General features: G+C 61.0%; 16 protein-coding genes. 6 read left to right on the forward strand and 10 right to left on the reverse strand.

Annotated elements, in window-relative coordinates:
* Window positions 1-6 precede the first annotated feature (6 nt).
* Entirely contained in the window at window positions 7-1215 is a 1209-nt protein-coding gene (gene pcaF, locus SKP52_RS12985; protein WP_039575302.1) for a 3-oxoadipyl-CoA thiolase, read from the forward strand.
* A gap of 122 nt (window positions 1216-1337) precedes the next feature.
* On the opposite strand, the gene SKP52_RS12990 is transcribed toward pcaF, so the two are convergent.
* Window positions 1338-2288 (reverse strand): ring-cleaving dioxygenase, encoded by a 951-nt coding sequence (locus tag SKP52_RS12990; protein ID WP_039575304.1) that lies wholly within the window; start codon window positions 2286-2288, stop codon window positions 1338-1340.
* Here SKP52_RS12990 and SKP52_RS26125 point away from each other — a divergent pair.
* Both SKP52_RS26125 and SKP52_RS12995 read left to right on the forward strand, forming a co-directional pair.
* Window positions 2278-2457: a hypothetical protein gene (locus SKP52_RS26125; protein ID WP_148309120.1), complete on the forward strand. Its 180-nt coding sequence runs from the start codon at window positions 2278-2280 to the stop codon at window positions 2455-2457. The two genes, SKP52_RS12990 and SKP52_RS26125, sit on opposite strands and share 11 nt — an antisense overlap.
* Before the next feature lie 290 nt (window positions 2458-2747).
* Window positions 2748-3386: an FMN-dependent NADH-azoreductase gene (locus SKP52_RS12995; protein ID WP_039575307.1), complete on the forward strand. Its 639-nt coding sequence runs from the start codon at window positions 2748-2750 to the stop codon at window positions 3384-3386.
* A gap of 61 nt (window positions 3387-3447) precedes the next feature.
* Here SKP52_RS12995 and SKP52_RS13000 read toward each other — a convergent pair whose 3' ends face one another.
* Together SKP52_RS13000 and SKP52_RS13005 are read right to left on the reverse strand one after the other, a co-directional pair.
* On the reverse strand, window positions 3448-4371 hold the full coding sequence (locus SKP52_RS13000; protein ID WP_039575309.1) for a LysR substrate-binding domain-containing protein: 924 nt from the start codon (window positions 4369-4371) through the stop codon (window positions 3448-3450).
* Between the two features lie 324 nt (window positions 4372-4695).
* Window positions 4696-5412, reverse strand: coding sequence for a nitroreductase (locus SKP52_RS13005; protein ID WP_052208968.1), 717 nt, complete (start codon window positions 5410-5412; stop codon window positions 4696-4698).
* Window positions 5413-5854: 442 nt separating this feature from the next.
* Here SKP52_RS13005 and SKP52_RS13010 point away from each other — a divergent pair, with 442 nt between their 5' ends.
* Genes SKP52_RS13010 through SKP52_RS13020 form a run of 3 tightly spaced genes read left to right on the forward strand, consistent with a single transcriptional unit; the run spans window position 5855 to window position 9181 of the window.
* On the forward strand, window positions 5855-6970 hold the full coding sequence (locus SKP52_RS13010) for an iron-containing alcohol dehydrogenase (protein ID WP_039575312.1): 1116 nt from the start codon (window positions 5855-5857) through the stop codon (window positions 6968-6970).
* Window positions 6967-8349, forward strand: a complete 1383-nt coding sequence (locus SKP52_RS13015; protein WP_228383636.1) for an amidase — start codon at window positions 6967-6969, stop codon at window positions 8347-8349. Before SKP52_RS13010 ends, SKP52_RS13015 begins: the two co-directional genes overlap by 4 nt.
* Window positions 8342-9181: a tryptophan 2,3-dioxygenase gene (locus SKP52_RS13020; RefSeq protein WP_039575315.1), complete on the forward strand. Its 840-nt coding sequence runs from the start codon at window positions 8342-8344 to the stop codon at window positions 9179-9181. Before SKP52_RS13015 ends, SKP52_RS13020 begins: the two co-directional genes overlap by 8 nt.
* Window positions 9182-9187: 6 nt before the next feature.
* Here SKP52_RS13020 and SKP52_RS13025 read toward each other — a convergent pair whose 3' ends face one another.
* The 7 genes from SKP52_RS13025 to SKP52_RS13055 form a co-directional block, all read right to left on the reverse strand.
* Window positions 9188-9829 carry a glutathione S-transferase family protein gene (locus SKP52_RS13025; RefSeq protein WP_039575318.1) on the reverse strand — a complete coding sequence of 214 codons (642 nt, stop codon included), beginning with the start codon at window positions 9827-9829 and terminating at the stop codon, window positions 9188-9190.
* 200 nt (window positions 9830-10029) lie between these two features.
* Window positions 10030-10956, reverse strand: coding sequence for a glutathione S-transferase family protein (locus SKP52_RS13030; protein ID WP_039575320.1), 927 nt, complete (start codon window positions 10954-10956; stop codon window positions 10030-10032).
* 76 nt (window positions 10957-11032) lie between these two features.
* A complete protein-coding gene (locus tag SKP52_RS13035; RefSeq protein WP_228383637.1) occupies window positions 11033-12073 on the reverse strand; it encodes a glutathione S-transferase family protein in 1041 nt (346 codons plus the stop codon).
* Between the two features lie 326 nt (window positions 12074-12399).
* On the reverse strand, window positions 12400-14727 hold the full coding sequence (locus SKP52_RS13040) for a TonB-dependent receptor (protein ID WP_052208244.1): 2328 nt from the start codon (window positions 14725-14727) through the stop codon (window positions 12400-12402).
* Window positions 14728-15320: 593 nt separating this feature from the next.
* Complete coding sequence (locus SKP52_RS13045; RefSeq protein WP_039575322.1) at window positions 15321-15686, reverse strand: response regulator transcription factor; 366 nt, start codon at window positions 15684-15686, stop codon at window positions 15321-15323.
* An 86-nt stretch (window positions 15687-15772) separates the two neighbouring features.
* On the reverse strand, window positions 15773-16411 hold the full coding sequence (locus tag SKP52_RS13050; RefSeq protein WP_039575325.1) for a response regulator transcription factor: 639 nt from the start codon (window positions 16409-16411) through the stop codon (window positions 15773-15775).
* Window positions 16401-17921, reverse strand: a complete 1521-nt coding sequence (locus SKP52_RS13055) for a PAS domain-containing sensor histidine kinase (RefSeq protein ID WP_148309121.1) — start codon at window positions 17919-17921, stop codon at window positions 16401-16403. Before SKP52_RS13055 ends, SKP52_RS13050 begins: the two co-directional genes overlap by 11 nt.
* Window positions 17922-17960 lie beyond the last annotated feature (39 nt).

Consider the following 17960-nt stretch of genomic DNA (forward strand, 5'->3'; position numbering starts at 1 on the left):
AAGCCCATGTCCCATGCCTTTATCTGCGACGCAATCAGAACTCCGATCGGCCGCTACGGAGGCATCCTTGCCGATGTGCGAGCCGACGATCTCGGCGCCCTTCCCATGAAGGCCCTGCTGGCGCGCAACAGCGAGCTCGATCCCGGCGCGATCGAGGAAGTCTTTTACGGCTGCGCGAACCAGTCGGGCGAGGACAATCGCAACGTCGCGCGCATGAGCCTGCTCCTTGCCGGACTTCCGGTTTCGGTGCCCGGCGTTACGCTCAACCGGCTGTGCGCATCGGGCCTTGAGGCGGTCGCTGCCGCGGCGCGCACGATCCGCTCGGGCGAAATGGATCTGGCCATCGCGGGCGGCGTCGAAAGCATGACGCGCGCGCCCTTTGTGATGGGAAAGTCGAGCAAGCCCTACGGGCGCGCCCAGATGCTCGAGGACACGACGATGGGATGGCGGTTCGTGAATCCGGCGCTCGATGCGGCCTATGGTTCGGACACAATGCCCCGGACCGGCGAGAATGTGGCTCGGGAATATGCCGTCGATCGCGACGATCAGGATGCCTTCGCGTTGCGCAGCCAACAGCGCGCGGCAGCGGCGCAGCGAAACGGATTTCATGCCGAGGAAATCCTGCCGGTGGCTGTTGCGGGCCAATCAAGGGATGAGACGGTCGAAATATCGATCGACGAGCATCCTCGCGCGGACACGAGCATCGACACCCTCGCAAAGCTCAAGCCGCTGTTTGGCGACGGCGGGAGCGTCACGGCAGGCAATGCGTCGGGGATCAACGACGGCGCGGCGGCGATGATCGTCGCCGGAGAGGCAGCCATCGGGTTACACCGATTGACACCTCGGGCGCGGATCCTTGGGTTCGCATCGGCCGGGGTCGAACCGCGGGTGATGGGGATCGGTCCCGTACCGGCGACCGAGAAGCTCATGGCGCGGCTCGGCTTGTCGATCGATGATTTCGATGCGATCGAGCTCAACGAAGCCTTTGCGAGCCAGAGCCTCGCAGTCCTGCGCAGGCTCGGCGTTCCCGACGACGCACCGCATGTGAACGCCAACGGCGGAGCCATCGCGCTTGGCCATCCGCTCGGGATGTCGGGTGCACGCCTCGCGATGACGCTGACCCACCAGCTCGAACGCGAGGGTGGCCGCCTTGGCCTTGCAACGCTTTGTGTCGGCGTCGGGATCGGCGTGGCGCTCGCGATCGAGCGCGTCTAACAGTTAGCGCCAAAAGGCCCGTCGGGCTTGCACCGCATCGCTAGGGAAGTTGCACGAAAAGGGCGGACCGGCTTCTACCGGCCCGCCCTCCGGCGGGAGCCCTGGTTCGACGCGGTGTCGAATTAAACGGAGATCGGTTCTAGGCGACCCAGCAGCTCCTCCTCCCGCTCGCGCAGCCAGGGCGGAAGCTGGAACTCCTCCCCAAAGTGGCCGGGCTCCTCGTCGATGGCAAAACCGATATCGGTGGTTGCTGCCTCGAACATCACGCCCCCCGGCATCTTAAAATACATCGAACGGAAATAGTTGCGATTGACCGATTCCGACGCGTCGATATGACCCATCGACATCAACCGCTCCTTGATCCGCATCTGTTCCTCGACATTGTCGACCGCGAAAGCCACATGGTGGATCGTGCCTTCCCCATAGATCGACGAGCCCTGCAGGCGGTCCGGCTCATGCTGAAATTCGACCACCAGCCCGGGCGCGCCGTCTCCGACTTCGAAGCGGTGGAAATCGCCCGACTGGCCCGCGTAGCGAAAGTCGAGGGCATCCTGCATGAAGATGACCGATTCGGCGACCTCGCGCAGCGAGAGGGTGATGCTGTGCACGCCGCGAATGGCAAATTCGGCGGGAATATCGGCAGCGACGCACGGCATACGCATGTCCCGGTCGGAGGCGACCAAGTCGAATTCGATGCCGCACGGATGCTCGAAGCGCAGCCGTTGCTCGCCGAAACGCTCGACCTCAACCTCGGAAAAGACGATGCCGAAATCCTTGAAACGCGCGCGCCAAAAGGCCAGCGCACCTTGCGGGACCGAGTAGTTTATCACGCGGATCTGGCCGGAGCCGGGCCGCGCCATAACCCCCTTCTGGCGGAAGGGGAAGGACGTCACGAGGGTTCCTGCATCGCCCTGCGGATTGCCGTAATATAGGTGGTAGATAGGATCCTCGCCGTCGAGGAGAACGGTCTTCTTGACCAGACTTTGCCCGAGGAGCTTCACGTAGAAGTCCACGTCCTCCTGCGCGTGCCGGACACCCGCCGTCAAATGATGAAATCCCTTGATGATCGACACGCTGCTCTCCTTTTACTTCCGGATCGGTGATATCTTCCAGCAAGAGCTGTCCCCTGCCCCGCTGGTTGTCAGGCGAAGGGCAGCGACGGAGCTCAAAAGTCATTTCGCGCGGGGGTGCGGGACCGAGACGGCCTCCGGCGCCGTCGCCGCGACTGTTGCCGAACGCTAGATTCGATTTCGCAAGAAGAGAAGATGCCCACTCTGCACGCTGGGTTTGGCATTCTTGAACGATGTCGGCTCTCCGCGCCAGACGGCGCGAAACGTCCGCCGCCGGGGCGTAACGAAGTATTGCTGATGAGGTTCGCCGGCACCACGGCGCCCGTCCAACGTCATGGACGCTGCATCCAAGTCCGAGCCTCTTATGTCTCCGGTCGATCAAAGATAGCTCTCAGCCCAAGCGTCCGGTTCGCTTCGCCCCTTTGATTCCGAACGCGAACATTCAGCCAGTCGGAGAAAAATATGTCCAAACTACTCGTCATAGAGGTCAGCCCGCGCTTCGAATTCTCGGTGTCGCGGGCGCTTGCGGCCCGATTTGTCGAAAACTGGAAAGCAGCTCATCCCCAGGGGGAGGTCGTGAGTCGCGATCTCGCAACGATGAATTTGCCTTTCGTCGACTTGCCCTGGATCGGCGGCGCCTTCTCTCCGCCGGAACAGCATACCGAGGAGCATCTCGACGCGATCAGCCTGTCGAACGAGCTGATCGCGGAACTTCAATCGGCGAGCGATATCGTCATCGCGACTCCGATGTACAATTTCACCGTCCCCGCGGTCCTCAAGGCCTATGTCGATCAGATCATTCGCCCCGGGGTGACGGTGTCGGCGACCTATGAGGGCTTGGTGACCGGAAAGACCGCGACAGTCATCGTCGTCACTGGCGGCGATTTCCGGCCGGGCGCTCCCTTCGCCGCAGCGAACGCTGTCGGCCCATATCTGCAGCAGGCGCTCGGCTTCATCGGTATAACCGACCTCGACATCGTGCTCGCGTGCCGCACCCGCATGGTGGATGAAGGCGAAGTCACCATCACTGAATTCATCGTCGAGCACGAGGAGATGATCGCGGCCGCAGCCGTCCGCAGCTTCTCGCCGGTCGCCGCCTGACGCCAATCGTCCGGGCGGACGTCGCTCGGCCCGGACCGTGGCACACGCATCGCCCGGCCGTTCAGCCCGTCGGCGCTGCCGGGTTGAACGCCGTGATGGTCGGGAGTTCGGAGGCAGCAAAGTCGAGGAGGGCGCGCACAGCCGGCAGGATACCCCCTCGGTTGGGGACAAGCGTTGAGATCCGGGCGTCCGATGCGATCCAGCCCGGCAGGACCGGCCGGAGCAACCCCGACTGCAATTCCGCGCGGCAAATATAACCCGGGAGGGCAGCGATGCCCAGATTAGAGCATGCAGCCTCTTTCAGCGACACCATATTGTTGGTGCGGAAGCGCGGTTCGATCGAGACCGCTGTTGTCCGCCCGTCGGGATCGCGAAGGTTCCAGACCGCAGCGCCGTCGCGGAGCAGCGACAACGTTCCATGCCGGGTAACATCCTCCGGTGTGGTCGGCTCCCCGCTCCGCTGAAGATAGCCGCTGCCGGCGAAGAGATACCAGGGCACATCGGCAACATGGCGCTGAATGAGGGACGAGTTCTGCAGCGAACCCACATGGCCGCGCAGCGCGATGTCGAAACCGTCAGCGACGATATCGACGAGTTGGTCCGTCGCCACTTCGACGATCTGAACCTTGGGGTGCCGGTTGAGGAAGGCCGGGATGAGATGGCACAGGGCGAACTGGGATATTTCGATCGCGGTCGTAATTCTGATGACGCCGCTCGGTTCGGTCAGACGCTGCCCCATCGCTTCCTCGGCGGACTGGGAAACTCGAAGCATCTCCTGCCCGTACCGGTAGAATTCCTGCCCCACCTCGGTCAGCGACAATTGGCGCGATGTCCTGTTGAGCAGGCGGATATTGAGATAGGCTTCGAGCTCCCTAACCCGATGACTCAACGTCGATTTCGGCAGATGCAGCACGCGCCCGGCCGATGTAAAACCGCCGTGATCGACGACCTGGACGAAATAGAAGACATCTTTGAGGTCAAGCATCGCGTCACCCGGTTCCCGATCCGCCGAGTGGCGATGGCGGATCTCATTCTGTCATGGCGCCGGACGGGGATCAGGCAGCTCGCCGCGAGGCAAGCCAAATCGCGCCCTGTTCGCCGTCAGCCTGTCGGCGTCGCCCCGCTCTCCCGCAGCGGCTGCTTTGCCCGTTCTCCCACGCAACCTGCAAAATGCAAGGTCGATGTCCGTGGAAAGTATAATATGTGGCTGGCGCCAGCTTCCATGACCCCACCGAGGGGCCGTCGGCGTCTATTTGCCGACCACGAAACCGACCAGATGATCGGCGATGATCGGCGATAGCTCCGACGCCTAAGAGTCCCTGAAAATGGCGAAATCGTCGACGTCGAGCTTTGCGAGTTGTATCTGGTTTTGCGGCTGGCGGTCATCCGCCCAGCCGAGCGACATGCCGGCCACCACCATTTCATGTTCCGGAAGACCGAGTTCCACCTGAAGCAGAGGATGCATCAGCGACCAGATCTGCTGCGCGCACGTGTCAAGCCCCCGCGCACGCGCCGCGATCATGATCGACTGGAGAAATGTGCCGTAACAGATGAAGCTCGCATAGGCGAGGCGTCGATCCATAGTGAATATCATTCCGATCGGGGCACCGAAAAACTGGAACTGACGCTCAAGATACCGGTCGCGGCCAACCTTGTCCTCCCGTGCGACACCATAAGCATCGCCCAACGTACCGCCGAAATCATGGCGCCTCGAAAGAAAAGGCTCGTGCAGTTCGGGCGGGAAATAAGGATATTCCGGGAAAAGATCGTCGCCCTCCTCGCGCCAGCGAGCGACTGCGGCACGGCTCAGGCGCTCGCGCGCGGTACCCGTCAGGACATAGGTGCGCCAGGGCTGGGTGTTGCTGGAACTCGGCGACCATGCCGCCACAGCCAGGATATCGCGCAGCGTGTTGAGGTCAACCGGCCGGTCGAGATACCCCCGCTTGGTTCTGCGGCTTGCTATCGCCCGGTCGACGAAATCGACCTGATCAGAACTCCACTCATCATGACGAACTTCCGCGATCATCCCCATGTCTCCGATTGCTCCCCGTGATTTTGGAATCGACCGGAAATCCGGCTCAACGATCCGATGACAATGAGGTTACAGGAGGTCCGAGGCGTGAGAAGACCGCTCGAACAAGACGCATCGTATCAAAAATGCGAACGATCTTGAAGTTTTTGATCGCCGCCCCTGCCGGCACCCGATGTTCCGCTGCGTGGGCGACCGATATCGAGACGAACCGGCATTTCACCGAGTTCGCCAGCCATCGTCCAATAACTTGCACGCAAAGTTCGAGTTCGGGGACTTCCGCTGGCTTTCGGCTGGACATAGCCTGCGTGACGAAACCGGTCGGCGGGGTCGGTTCATCGCGGTTCGACGCGGCAGAAAAGGCGACCCCCGGGCTCAGGCAGCGGCCGGTTTGCGTGCAAGGGATGTCCGCGCACGCTAGCAGAAACGGAGATTGATCATGGCGCAACTGCTGCCGCTGCCGCAGAATTTGATCGTATGGGGAGAAAATGTGCTGGCGAGTACGATTTCGGCGTTCCCTGAGCACGGGATCGAGCGTCCGATCGTCTTCTCGGTAGATTTTCTGGATGCGATGCGCCGCGATCTGGTGGAACCGCATCTGGTCGGCAGCGTCGGCAACTATTTGAACTTGCCGGCACACGCCCCCGACATCGCGATCGAGGAAAGCCTCGAACGGATCCGGTCGCTGGGCGCACGCTCGATCATCGCGCACGGCGGCGGATCAGTCCTCGATGCCGCCAAGGCTGCATCGCATCTCCATCACGAACGCACCGGGACCTTTCTGCCTATCGCCGCCCTGCCCACCACCCTCTCGGGATCCGAATTTTCGCACTATTTCGGGATAACCGAGACCAACGGCCCGGTGCGTTTCAAGCGCAGCTACGCCGTCCGGGAAACCGTTCCAACCATCGTCGTCCTCGATCCGTTGCTGCTGCTCGACACCCCGGTCGAGCTTCTGCTTTCATCGGCCATCAAGGGCATGGATCATGCGGTCGAAGGCATGCGAACGGTCGATGTCGATCATCCGCATGCGATCATGGCGGCGAGTGGTCTCAATCAATTTGCCGCCGTTCTCGAAAGATGGCCGCGCGGCTTACCCCCCCGGCTGGCCATCGAGAGCGGCGCAGTGACCCATCGCGATCTGCTGTCGCTGCAACTCGCGGCCTGGCATTGCTATTTTGCTCCCGCTTCCGTCATCTACGGTCTCAGTCACCGCATCGGACACATATTGGGCGGAACCTACGGCCTGCCGCATAGCGTCACCTCGTGCATCACGCTCGCCCCGGTCATCCGGGCGTGCGCCGACCGGTACGGCCCGAAACTCTCGATCTTCGGCGAAAGCAGGATTGCGCCCGCGGCCGCGCAACTCGCGAACCGTATCGAGGGGCTGGTGACCGCGCAGGGCCTCCCCGACAGGGTCGGTCCGCTGGGTCTCGACCGATCGATCCTCCCTGACGTTCACGATCTTCTGGTGCGCTCCTATCCCGCCGAAGTCGCCGATCTCGGCGACGCGGCCGAGGCAAAGCTTACCAGCCTGCTGGACAGCCTGTGGTGACCGAACGGACTTCGGGCTGGCTAGCCAAGACATCGCTCGTCGGCCAGCTCTCTGGGCTCGTCACGGGCGAGGTGACATCGGTCGATCTTGTCACGAAGGCGCTCGTCGACGCGCGAATGTGCCAGACGATATGCAACGCCTTTGCCAGCATCGCGGAAGAACAGGCGCTCGCGGCGGCCCGGTCGAGCGACACAAAGCGCACGCGGCGAGGCAAGGTCGAGGGGTTGCCCATCCTGCTCAAGGACAATATCGATACGCACGACATCGTTACCGCTTATGGGTCGCGGGCCTATCGGAACCATGTTCCTGAGCGCGACGCACCGCTTGTCCGGCGATTGAAGGCCGAAGGGGGTATCATCCTTGGCAAGACGACGACCCATGAATTTGCGTGGGGCGTAACGACGCAGAGCACCGCATTCGGCATCACGAGAAATCCCCACGACCGGTCCCGGATACCCGGCGGATCGAGCGGGGGGCTTGCCGCCGCGATCGCATCGGGGGTGGCAGGCGCCGGCATTGGAAGCGATACGGGGGGATCGGTCCGGATCCCGGCGGCGCTCTGCGGCGTGGTGGGTTTCAAGCCCAGCGCCGGGCTCTGGCCGCTTGAAGGCTTCTTCCCGCTTGCCGCGACGCTCGATCACCCGGGGATCATCGGTGCCAGTGTCGACGATGTAATAGTCCTTGCTTCCGCGTTGGGGCTCGACCTCGCGGAAGATACGGGTGCTCCTCGCGTCGAATATCTCGAGGATCTGCCCGGCGCCCCGCTCGACAGCGAGGTCCGGAACCGGGTCAAGGAGGCGATCGACGCCATCGCGATGTCGCTGCCTGTCCAGCTGTCGAACCTCCGCCCGCTCTTTGCCCATCTCTTTCCGGTTTTTGCAGGCACCGTGCTCGCGGAAGCCGGGATGGTTCATTTTGCCCGTAGCAGCGCAGACACGATCGCATCGCTCTATGACCCGGATACGCAGTCGAGGCTTGAGCGGTCGCGCCTTACATCGCTAGCCGAATATGAAGCCTGCCAGCAGCAGCGGCGATCTTTCGTACAGGCGTTCAAAAAGGAGTTCCGATCCGACTTCCTCATTCTCCCGACCTGCATCTGCACGGCGCCCCGCATCGGCGAAGACGAAATTTCAATCGGGAGCTGGGCGGGAACGGTTCGCGAGGCGCTGATGGCCTATACCTCGCCATTCAACCTGAACGGCTACCCCGCGATCTCACTACCCTTGCCGACGACGGCCGGCTCACTCCCGGCAGGCATTCAGATCGTCGGACGGCCGGGCGGCGACGGGCATTTGCTCCGCTTCGCGGCCACCGTGGAGGCGATACTCGCCTCCCCACGCCGATCAACCTTACCCAGCAAGGAGACCGAATATGGTTAGCCAAATCGTCGAGAACGACGCGTCGGGTTCGACGCCCTACAGTTCCTATGTACAGACCGAGCAGCTCCACAGTCTGCAGGCGCTGGTCAGCGACAGTCCGGTCGAGATGGCCTTCCTTGTCAATGTGCAGATCATGGAGCTCTACTGGGCGCTGACCGTGCACGAGCTGCAAACCGCGCAGGCCAACCTTTGTGCGGACAATGTCGCGGAAGCCAATCGCACGCTGGCGCGGATCGTCTCGCATATGAAGGCGTCCAACGCGACCTGGGGATCGCTATCCTGGATGACGCCGTCCGACCTCCTGCCGATCCTCATGGGCCTTGCCGCAACGCACGGCCGAGATACGGCGCTCCAGGGTTGGACCTATCGGCACATGGTCTATTTGCTCGGTATCAAATCGGCCGAACAGCTCGTCTATTTCGAGCCGCAGCCGATCCGTTACCGGCAGCTCGAAGCCGCCCTCAAGGCTCCAAGCCTCTACGACGAAGTGCTTCGTGCCCTTCGTCGCTCCGGCGCCGACGTTCCCGAGGCGGCTGCCGAGCGCGACTTCGCCATTCCTTATGAGCCTTCGGGGGCAGTCGACCGCGTCTGGCTGGACATCTATTCCCGGGACGACCCTGCGGACCCCTGGCGCGCCCTGGCCGAGAACCTCACCGATATCGCCGTGGAATTCACCAACTGGAAATATCTCCATCTCCTCGCGACGCGGCGCACCTTTGGCCGCCGGCCTGCCTACCACGGCGTCGACGCAGTGGATTGGCTGACGCCGACCATGGAAGAGATTCCGTTTCCCGAGCTTTGGAACGCGCGCAGTTCGGTTGGCGGGATATGAACCCGATCAGCTGAGCAGCAGCTTCATTTCCGGGTCCGCCTTTTGCATGGCTGCAATATAGGCGGGTCGGCTGGATATTCGGCCGAGATAAGCGAGGATGCCCGGATAGGGCGCCAGGTCCATGGGAAGAAAATAGCGCATCGTCGAAAGCGTGAAACCGATCATAACGTCGGCTGCGGTAAACATCTCTCCGGCGAGATAGGGCACGGCGGCCACGCGCTCATCGGTTTGGCGCATGGCGATCGCTGTCCGTTCGGAGATCGCGCGCAGCGTCGGATTGTCCGGCGCTACGCGCGCCCGGTTCATCATCATGACGCGCCCGAGCAAGGCTTGGAGCGTGGCGTTCGAGAAATGATACCAGTAGAGGTAATCGGGAAATTGCGTGTCCGAGACGGACGGCACCAATTTCGCATCCCCGTAGCGCGCCAAAATATAATCGATGATCGCACCGGATTCGGCGAGCACCAGATCGCCGTCGGTGATGACGGGCGCGGCGCCCAGCGGGTGCAATGCCTTATACTCGAGCGGAGCGAGCATCGTGACGGGGTCGCGCTCATATCGTTCGAGGCGGTAGTCGATACCCAGCTCCTCGCAAAGCCACACAATGCGTTCCGATTGCGACTTTCCGAGGTGATGAACCGTCAGCATCAGCGCAACTCCGTTTCGCCATGTTCGCGGTGCCCTGCCCCACGCACACACCGCCGGTCGACATGATAGCCGCGTGTCCGGCCAATGGAACAACCAAAATGGATCAATTCATCGGGAACGGGAACCGCCGGCGCGGCTCCGGAGACAGGCAGCCCGGTCATGCCACCGCAAGCGGTTGCCGGAATGCCCGGCGGCGCGGGTCATTGGCGCGGCACCGGACCTCGGGGTACGATGCCCGACGGATTGATGTTCCGCTGGCTGTTATAATAATGATGTTTGATGTGATGCATGTCGATCGTGGGCGCGATTTCCTCGATCGACGCGATTCTACGCGTATAGGCGCTGAGATGCGGATAATCCTCGATCCGGCGCAGGTTGCACTTGAAATGCCCGTGGTACACCGCGTCGAACCGGATCAAGGTCGTGAACAGGCGGATGTCGGCTTCAGTGAACCGGTCCCCGACCAGCCAGCCCTGCCTGCTTAACCGGTCCTCCAACCAGTCCAGACTTTCGAACAGCGGCCCTACGGCCTCGTCATAGGCCTGCTGGGTCGTAGCAAATCCCGCTCTGTAAACGCCATTGTTGACGGTCGGATAAATACGAGCGTTCAGCGCATCGATTTCCGTACGGAGCTCAGCGGGGTAATAGTCTCCGGATTTGGCGCCGAGGTCGTCAAATGCGTCGTTCAGCATCCGCAGTATTTCGGAAGATTCATTGTTGACGATTGTCCGTGTGTGCTTGTCCCAGAGCACCGGCACGGTCACCTTCCCCGTATAGGTCGGGAGCGCGCGCGTATAGATTTCGTGCAGGAAAGAAGCCCCCTCGGGATCCGGGATCACACCCCCACCGGGTTCGAAGCTCCAACCTCCGTCGAGCATCAGCCAGTTCACGATCGAAATCGGAAGCAGTTCGTCGAGCCCCTTTAGCGCCCTCATAATCAGCACGCGATGCGCCCATGGACAAGCAAGGCTGACATAGAGATGATATCGATCGTCGGCGGCCGCAAAACGGCCGGACACGCGCGTAACCGAATCGCGGAAGAGCGATTCCGATCTGCGGAAAGTGCCATCGCCGACACCATCTCCGCGGGCATCGCAAGACCATCGGCCGCCAACCAGCATTCCCATCTGCCTCTCCCGTCACTCCGGTATCTGCATAGATACTGACACCGCCGCGAGCCGGTCGGGCCCCTTCGGCGCCGCCTCAGTTCGCCACCGCGGCCTCCAGCCGCGCAAGATAGATCGACGGAGGCAGGCTCCGTTCGGACGCACCGATCGCTTCCCGCCGCAAGGAAGGTCGGTCTTTTAGCGCCGCGAAATATCTGGCGACGTTCCGATGATCGTCCCACAGCGATCCAAGACCGAGATAGGCGAGCCTGACGAGGTTCACGCCCCAGAAAATGTCGGCGAGTGTGACGTCGCCCCCATTTGCATAAGGAAGTGAACCGGCAGCGACATCGGCATCAAGATGGTGCAGAAGGTCCGCGGCTCGGCCGCGCGTGGCGCGCTGGAAATCGGGATCGCGCGACACGGCTTTGCCCCCCGTCTCCTTGGCGATCTTCGCGCGATAGGCTCTGACCAGATCGGCATCGTCGGCGTTCTCGGCGATCATTTTTTCAAGCACCATGACTTTGAGGTCATAGACCGTCCCCATCATGTCCTTCATCTCGTCGGGGCGCAGGTCGGTATCGGGATGGAATCCATAAAGAAGCGCACCATTCGGAATCTTGTCGACGATCGACATCTGCCGCAGCACTTCGGTCAGTGCTGCGGTTCCCGTTGGCAAGAGGTTGCCGGCGGCACCCTGCACTTCTGAAAGATACAAGCAGATGCGCTTGGAATCTGCGATCACGAGGCCCGCCTCATAGTCGATCAGGAGAGGCACGACGCAAGGATCGAAGCCTTCCGACGCGACGGAGGTTACGCCGCTATAACCGCTCACCAATTTCCCGCCGGCGTCGCCGGCGCCCAGCATTCTCAGGCGCACATAGGACGGGTCGTAATGTTCGGCCGGAATCAGGCGCGAGCCGTCCATATGCGAGAGGATGAGCATGTCGTTCGAACGATAGGAAAGGCCGGTCTCGAACAGGACGGCACGGACTTTTTGCGAGCAAAGCGAACTCGCGGCGTGGAAGAGCTCGAACCGGGGCTGGCGATCGTCGCCGACAAGCGTGATCCGTTCGGGATCCACGATATTCGATCGCGCTGCCGCCACCATGTCAGCCAGCAGGAATTCGTTTTCCACCGTTGTCTCCACTTCCATCATCTGACGGACACAAGCCGGATCGCCGGACCGAAACTCGTCTTCAACGCTGCCGATCGCAGGATATGTTCGCCAGTTCCCGGCGACCACGTCAGCGATATGGATGCCCGTCCCGCTTGAATAGACGCAACTATTCGGACGCTAGGTTCGAAACCCTTGGACGACGCGACAGCGACGCATTCGGACGCGGCGCGATCGATGGACGCCTTCGCCCCGTTGCAAACGCGTGGCGCACCGCCCCACCCGCTCCTTTCGTCCATGTGACACCGCGAGGACCGGACCGGCGCCAATGCCGGTCCGGTCACACGTCAAAATCGGACGCGGGCCGACAATGTGATCGTCCTGAGCGCGTTCGGGCTCGCAACATGCGCTCCATAATATATCGAGAAGCGCGCGTCGGGCGGCGGGCTGGCGAAATCTTCCGAAACCGCATTGGTGATATTCTTGGCAACGAGATCAATGCCCCACCGCTCGTCGGAAGACTCGATCCCGATGGACGCGTCATATGTCGTCAGCGCCTTGGAAAACTGCTGCTCCTGCCGGGTATTATACATGGAGTTGCGATGCCGTACGCTGCCGCCCAGCCGCAAATTGACGTCCGAGTTTATCGGAATATCGAAATCGATCCCGGCATTGTATATCAGTTTCGGCGCCTGGGTCCGCCGATAGCGCGCAAATATGGGGTTGCCGTCGGCATCGACCGCGGGGTTCCCCGCCGCATCGAATGGCTGGATCACGGCCGTCGCATCAGCATAGGTCGCGCCGGCGTTGAATTGGATATGCGGCGTCAACTGGAAAGCCGTATCCATCTCGAAGCCTTTGCTCCTCGATGGACCGTTAAAGGTTAGGAACCCTAGGGGGCCACCGGTGAACACCGTGTCCTGAAAATTCTTTATCTTTGTCAGGAAGGCCGTCAGATTCAGGCGCAGGCGCCGATCGAGGAGCGTTGTCTTGAAGCCGGCTTCGTAGCTCGTCGTGAATTCGTCCTTGATGGCCGCGCCGGACGCGACGAGAGCGGCTGGGACCTTCCCGCCGACCAGGACGCTGGGATCGGCCACCACGCTGATCGTGTTGGTTTCGACGAAACCGCCCGATTTGCTGCCATGCCCGTAAGATATATAGGCCATGACATTCTGGTCGATGTCATATTGCAGACTGACATTGCCGTCGAAAAAATCGGAGTTATGGTTGAGGGCCGTGGGATCGAACGGCGGATTGACGATGGTGTTCCATGCCGTCAGCGGCCCGAAATTCGTGCGACCGAACACGACGTCCTTCGCCTCGCGCGTGTAACGGAGTCCGCCGGCCAAGCGCAACGTGTCCAATATGTGCCATGTGCCCGAGGCGAATGCTGAATAGGTCTTGGAGTCCTGAACGAAGTTGTTGGTGAAGGGGCCGTTGAAGAACTGTCCTGGAGGGACCGGAAAACCGCTTCCCGGCGGCGGCAGGCCGGGAACTGCCCAAAGCTGATCCTCCTGCGAATTCCAGTGGCTGTCGAGATAGTAAAGGCCCGCCATATATTCGAGCGCGTCGCCGGTGGGCGATTGGATACGCAGTTCCTGAGAAAGCTGCGAATATTTCTCGTTACGCACAAAGTTGATCGCGTCGTCCTTGTTAAAATCGAGATCGTCAAGATTGTAGAGATTGTAGGCGACGTAGGATGTCTGCGAAACGAGCGTATGGTCGCCTAATTCGAGTTCGGCTTTCAGGCTTGCAATGTGCGACCTGGTCCGATGGTAGGCATCGCCGTTCTTCGTCATGCTGGTATAATGGAGTAAGGGCCCGCGGAGCGTCCCCGGTCCATATTCCGGGGGGATATTGCCGACGAGATGATAGCTGGCGCCGATCTGGATATTATTCGAATATTGGTAGGATCCCGTCAGCTTGAGCGTGTTCGTGACCTCGGCCCGCAACGTCGCGCGCAGTCCGAAGTCCTTGTGCTGCGGGCCCTGATGACCATTGATGGCGTTCCGAACCCATCCGTCTAGATCATTATAATGAGCCGCCACACGAACGCCGACATTATCGTTGAGCGGCACATTCGCGACCCCGTCGAACGTATATCCGCCCCGTTCCAGTTCGTATGCCGCACGCGCTTCGAAACCGAGATCCTGGGTTGGCTGGCGCGACACGATGCTGATCGCGCCGATGCTCGCATTCTTTCCCAGCAGCGTCGATTGCGTACCCTTTATGAACTCGATGCGATCGGTATCGAAAAAGGACGTCGAGTAGAGCCGCCCCTTTCCGAGAAAGACACCGTCGGTGAAGACCGCGACAGATTGCTCGAACGCTTGCGGCCTGGCTGACGATCCAAGTCCGCGAATTGTCAGCGCCAAACCGTCATCGGGAGCTCGCGAGAAGACCATGCCGGGGACAAGGTCGGCAACCTGGAAGAGATCCTTGATGCCCTCTTGCGCTATCTGGTCCCCTCCGACCGCGAGCACGGTAACCGGGATATCCTGGATCGACTCACTGCGTTTTTGCGCTGTCACGACGATATCGGTTAGGCCCGATGTCTCGGTCTCAGCGATATTCGCGATCGGTGCTTGCGGCGCGACGTCCTGCGCGGCCGCGGCATTACAAATTCCGAGAGTCCCCAGTGCAGTGGTCCAATACAGCCAACGTCCGTTTTGCATATCTTCACCCCCTTGTGAAAGAGCGCAATATATTGCACTCGAAAATAAAAAATGCTCCGCCCGCAAATTTAATATTGTTTTTTATTGCCGTAATTATTTTCAGAGAATGCTAAATTGTGACCGTAATACATAATAATGCACGGATTATTGCTTCAGATTTTTTCAAATCTGATTTCAATTTATTGAATATACGCGCCTGACGAGCGCCGATTTGGTCACCTTAGTCGGGATGTCGAAAGAGGAAAGACAGCCATTTCGGAACCCATCGTTCACCAATCTAGACGATCGAATGCGAACTGAGGGCAGCCGGCCGCCGCTCGTTATAGCTGTACCGGTCGCCAAAAGGACCACAGCGACGCCGCCAGCGAGGCGCTCGCGACCAATGACCCGGACGTTTTCCGCGCGCGCGTGAAAACAAAAAAGGCGACGCACGACTTGCGGGACGAGGCTTTCTGAAAAGCCCGCAGGTGGATGCAACGTGACCGTATCGAACGCCCGTTCAGTCGGGCTCATGCCTCGAAGGCGCTATCCAAGTCCGGCGCGCCGTATCGGTCAACCGCGCCGACGCCGTCTGCGACCAGGGATATATCGGACTAGCCTATCGCCTTTTCGATCGCAGCCAGCAGACCATCTGGATCCACCGGCTTCGCAAAAAAGGCCACCGCCCCTCCCTTTTCGGCCTGTTCACGGACGGTATTGGTTGGATAAGCCGTCACGAGGATCAACGGCAGGTTCCAGCCACGACGCGCAATTTCGGCCTGCAGTTCAAGTCCCGTCATCCCAGGCATATGAAGGTCGGTTACGACACAGGCCAGCGCGCCTTCCATGCCCGCCGCCAGCATCGCTTCTGCGCTGGCGAAAGAATGAGGGATCATCCTTGCTGATCGGAGCAAGCTGTCGAGACTACCGCGAACGTCGGGGTCGTCATCGACAATCGCAATGGCGGGAAAAACGGACACGAACCTTGTTACTCCGACGAAATCATGGCGCGGCGACGAGAATGCGACCCCTGACTAGGCCCCCGACAAGAGCCTCGCCATCATACTCACATATTAAACCGGTGGATGCTGTCATCGCGAATGCCCAATTGCTCGGCCATGCGCACCAGGTCCGCGAGCGACTGGGCCTCCATTTTTTTCATCACATTGCCCCGGTGAATCTTCACAGTGATTTCGGACAATTCCAGACGGGCCGCGATCTGCTTGTTCATCAGACCCGTGACGACTAGGCTCATCACTTCGGCTTCGCGCGGGCTCAATCTCAAAAAATCCTGCTTCAGTTTCGCGGTCGCGGTGCACATTGCGAGATATTCACGGCTCTTTGCGATCCCCTTGGCAACGGCATCGAGCAGTTGCTCGTCACTGAATGGCTTGGGAAGAAAGTCAATCGCACCCGCCCTCATGCCCCGTACCGTCATAGGGATGTCTCCGTGGCCGGTGATAAGAATGACGGGGATCTTTCGGCCTTCCGCCACCAGCCAATCCTGAAAGTCGAGCCCGCTTTCACCCTTGAGGCGGATATCGAGAATGAGACAGGATGGAATGTCGGCCGCAGCGACCTCGCGGAATGCATGGGTCGTGTCATGGAGCGCGACGTCGAAGCCTGCCGAGCGCAACAGGCTGCCCAGCGCGCCCCGCATGCCTTCATCGTCGTCAATCACGTTGACCAATGCGTCATTCGCCATGCCCGACCTCCTGCGCGGCGACCGGCAACCTGAATCGGAAGGTCGCACCCTCATCGTCATTGTTGACCGCGGACAGCGAGCCGCCATGCTGTTCGATGATCGAGCGGCAAATCGATAGCCCCATCCCGAGTCCGGCCTTTTTTGTCGTGAAAAATGGGGCGAAAAGGCTTTCAGGATCAGTCCTGATGCCGGTGCCGCAATCGCGCACGGCAATCATGACATCGTCCTCGTCCTGCGACGCATCGACGCACAGTTCGCGTTGATGGAGCGGGGTTTCCGCCATCGCTTGTTCAGCATTGAGCATCAGATTCATCAACACCTGCTGGATTTGCACTCGGTCGCCCGCGACCGGCGGCAATCCTTCCGGAATGCTCACGTGGATCGCGACTCCGTGGGTCTGCAGATCGCGCCGGAGAAGCGCCACTGTCTCATCGATCAACGGCGCGAGCCGGATCACGCCACGCTCAGGATCGGCCTTACGCGCCATATCGCGAATGCGTGCGATCACGTCCGCTGCCCGCGTGCCATTGGCCGCTATCTGGTCGAGGCAATCGGACACCTCGGCTGCGTCGGGCGCTTCGCGTGCAAGCCATCGCTTACCCGATTTCGCATAGGTCACGACGGCCGAAAGCGGCTGGTTGACCTCGTGCGCTATCGTCGCCGCGAGTTGCCCCAAGGTAGTCAATCGCGACACATGGGTAAGTTCTGCCTGCGACTGCGCAAGCCGCGCCTGCGCGCGATTCCGTTCGGTGACGTCCAGCGCCATGACGAGGACACGGCGCCAATCGCCGTCGCCCGTCGGCAAGGTCACACGAACGACGACGTCGACCACCTCGCCGGTCGACGACAGGAACTGTGTCTCTTCCTCGATCGCCAAGTCTCCTCGGGCTAGCGCGGCCACGATCGTCGCGAATGTCGCTTCTGCGGCCGGCGTATAGTGAGCCGCCAAGCTCTTCCCGACAAGCGAGGCGCGGTCGGGCCAGCCAAAGAGGCGCGCGGTCGCATCATTGGCATCGCGGACGATGGTCGACACCTTCATTCTGTCGAGGCGCGATGCGTCAAGCGCGCCTCTGCGAAGCACCGCCTCGCGGGCATCAGACCAGTCGCTTTCCCAAATCGGCAGCCCGGCGGCATTAAAGATAGTCCGGTAACGCGCCTCCGACCGTCGCCGTTCTTCGTTCGCTGCGTGATGCCGTACGCAAAGCATTGTCGTCACCGCGATCGCGACGAGGCTAACGCCGAGCCTGATCGCGGCCGATCCTGGCGGGTCGTTCCAATGGCTGATGTAGTAGCCGCCGAAGGCGAGACCGGCCGACAGCAGCCCTGCCGCGAGCATCAGCGTCCGGTTGTGCCCGCGAGAGACGAGCAACACCACGATGGTATAGAGGACCGCGACGGCACCCTGTAGCGGCGTCAGAACATCGAGTGCGAAGATGCCTAGCACCAGACCAAGCGCCGACGCCGCGTACAATCGTTTCGAGAGCTGCAGGCTTTCAGTATCCCCGCGCATCAACCCCTCCCGCAGCCGCGCCGGTGTATAGCGCCGAAG

It is taken from the genome of Sphingopyxis fribergensis, from assembly GCF_000803645.1.
Classification (GTDB): Bacteria; Pseudomonadota; Alphaproteobacteria; order Sphingomonadales; family Sphingomonadaceae; genus Sphingopyxis; species Sphingopyxis fribergensis.

Bases quoted from the DNA above. Each gene is read 5' to 3' on its own strand.
- SKP52_RS13020 (WP_039575315.1), top strand. From the start codon at position 8,342: ATGGTTAGCCAAATCGTCGAGAACGACGCGTCGGGTTCGACGCCCTAC.
- SKP52_RS13055 (WP_148309121.1), bottom strand. From the start codon at position 17,921: ATGCGCGGGGATACTGAAAGCCTGCAGCTCTCGAAACGATTGTACGCG.
- SKP52_RS13010 (WP_039575312.1), top strand. From the start codon at position 5,855: ATGGCGCAACTGCTGCCGCTGCCGCAGAATTTGATCGTATGGGGAGAA.
- SKP52_RS13050 (WP_039575325.1), bottom strand. From the start codon at position 16,411: ATGGCGAATGACGCATTGGTCAACGTGATTGACGACGATGAAGGCATG.
- SKP52_RS26125 (WP_148309120.1), top strand. From the start codon at position 2,278: ATGATCGACACGCTGCTCTCCTTTTACTTCCGGATCGGTGATATCTTC.
- SKP52_RS13005 (WP_052208968.1), bottom strand. From the start codon at position 5,412: ATGATCGCGGAAGTTCGTCATGATGAGTGGAGTTCTGATCAGGTCGAT.
- SKP52_RS13025 (WP_039575318.1), bottom strand. From the start codon at position 9,829: ATGCTGACGGTTCATCACCTCGGAAAGTCGCAATCGGAACGCATTGTG.
- pcaF (WP_039575302.1), top strand. From the start codon at position 7: ATGTCCCATGCCTTTATCTGCGACGCAATCAGAACTCCGATCGGCCGC.
- SKP52_RS13040 (WP_052208244.1), bottom strand. From the start codon at position 14,727: ATGCAAAACGGACGTTGGCTGTATTGGACCACTGCACTGGGGACTCTC.
- SKP52_RS13030 (WP_039575320.1), bottom strand. From the start codon at position 10,956: ATGGGAATGCTGGTTGGCGGCCGATGGTCTTGCGATGCCCGCGGAGAT.
- SKP52_RS13000 (WP_039575309.1), bottom strand. From the start codon at position 4,371: ATGCTTGACCTCAAAGATGTCTTCTATTTCGTCCAGGTCGTCGATCAC.
- SKP52_RS12995 (WP_039575307.1), top strand. From the start codon at position 2,748: ATGTCCAAACTACTCGTCATAGAGGTCAGCCCGCGCTTCGAATTCTCG.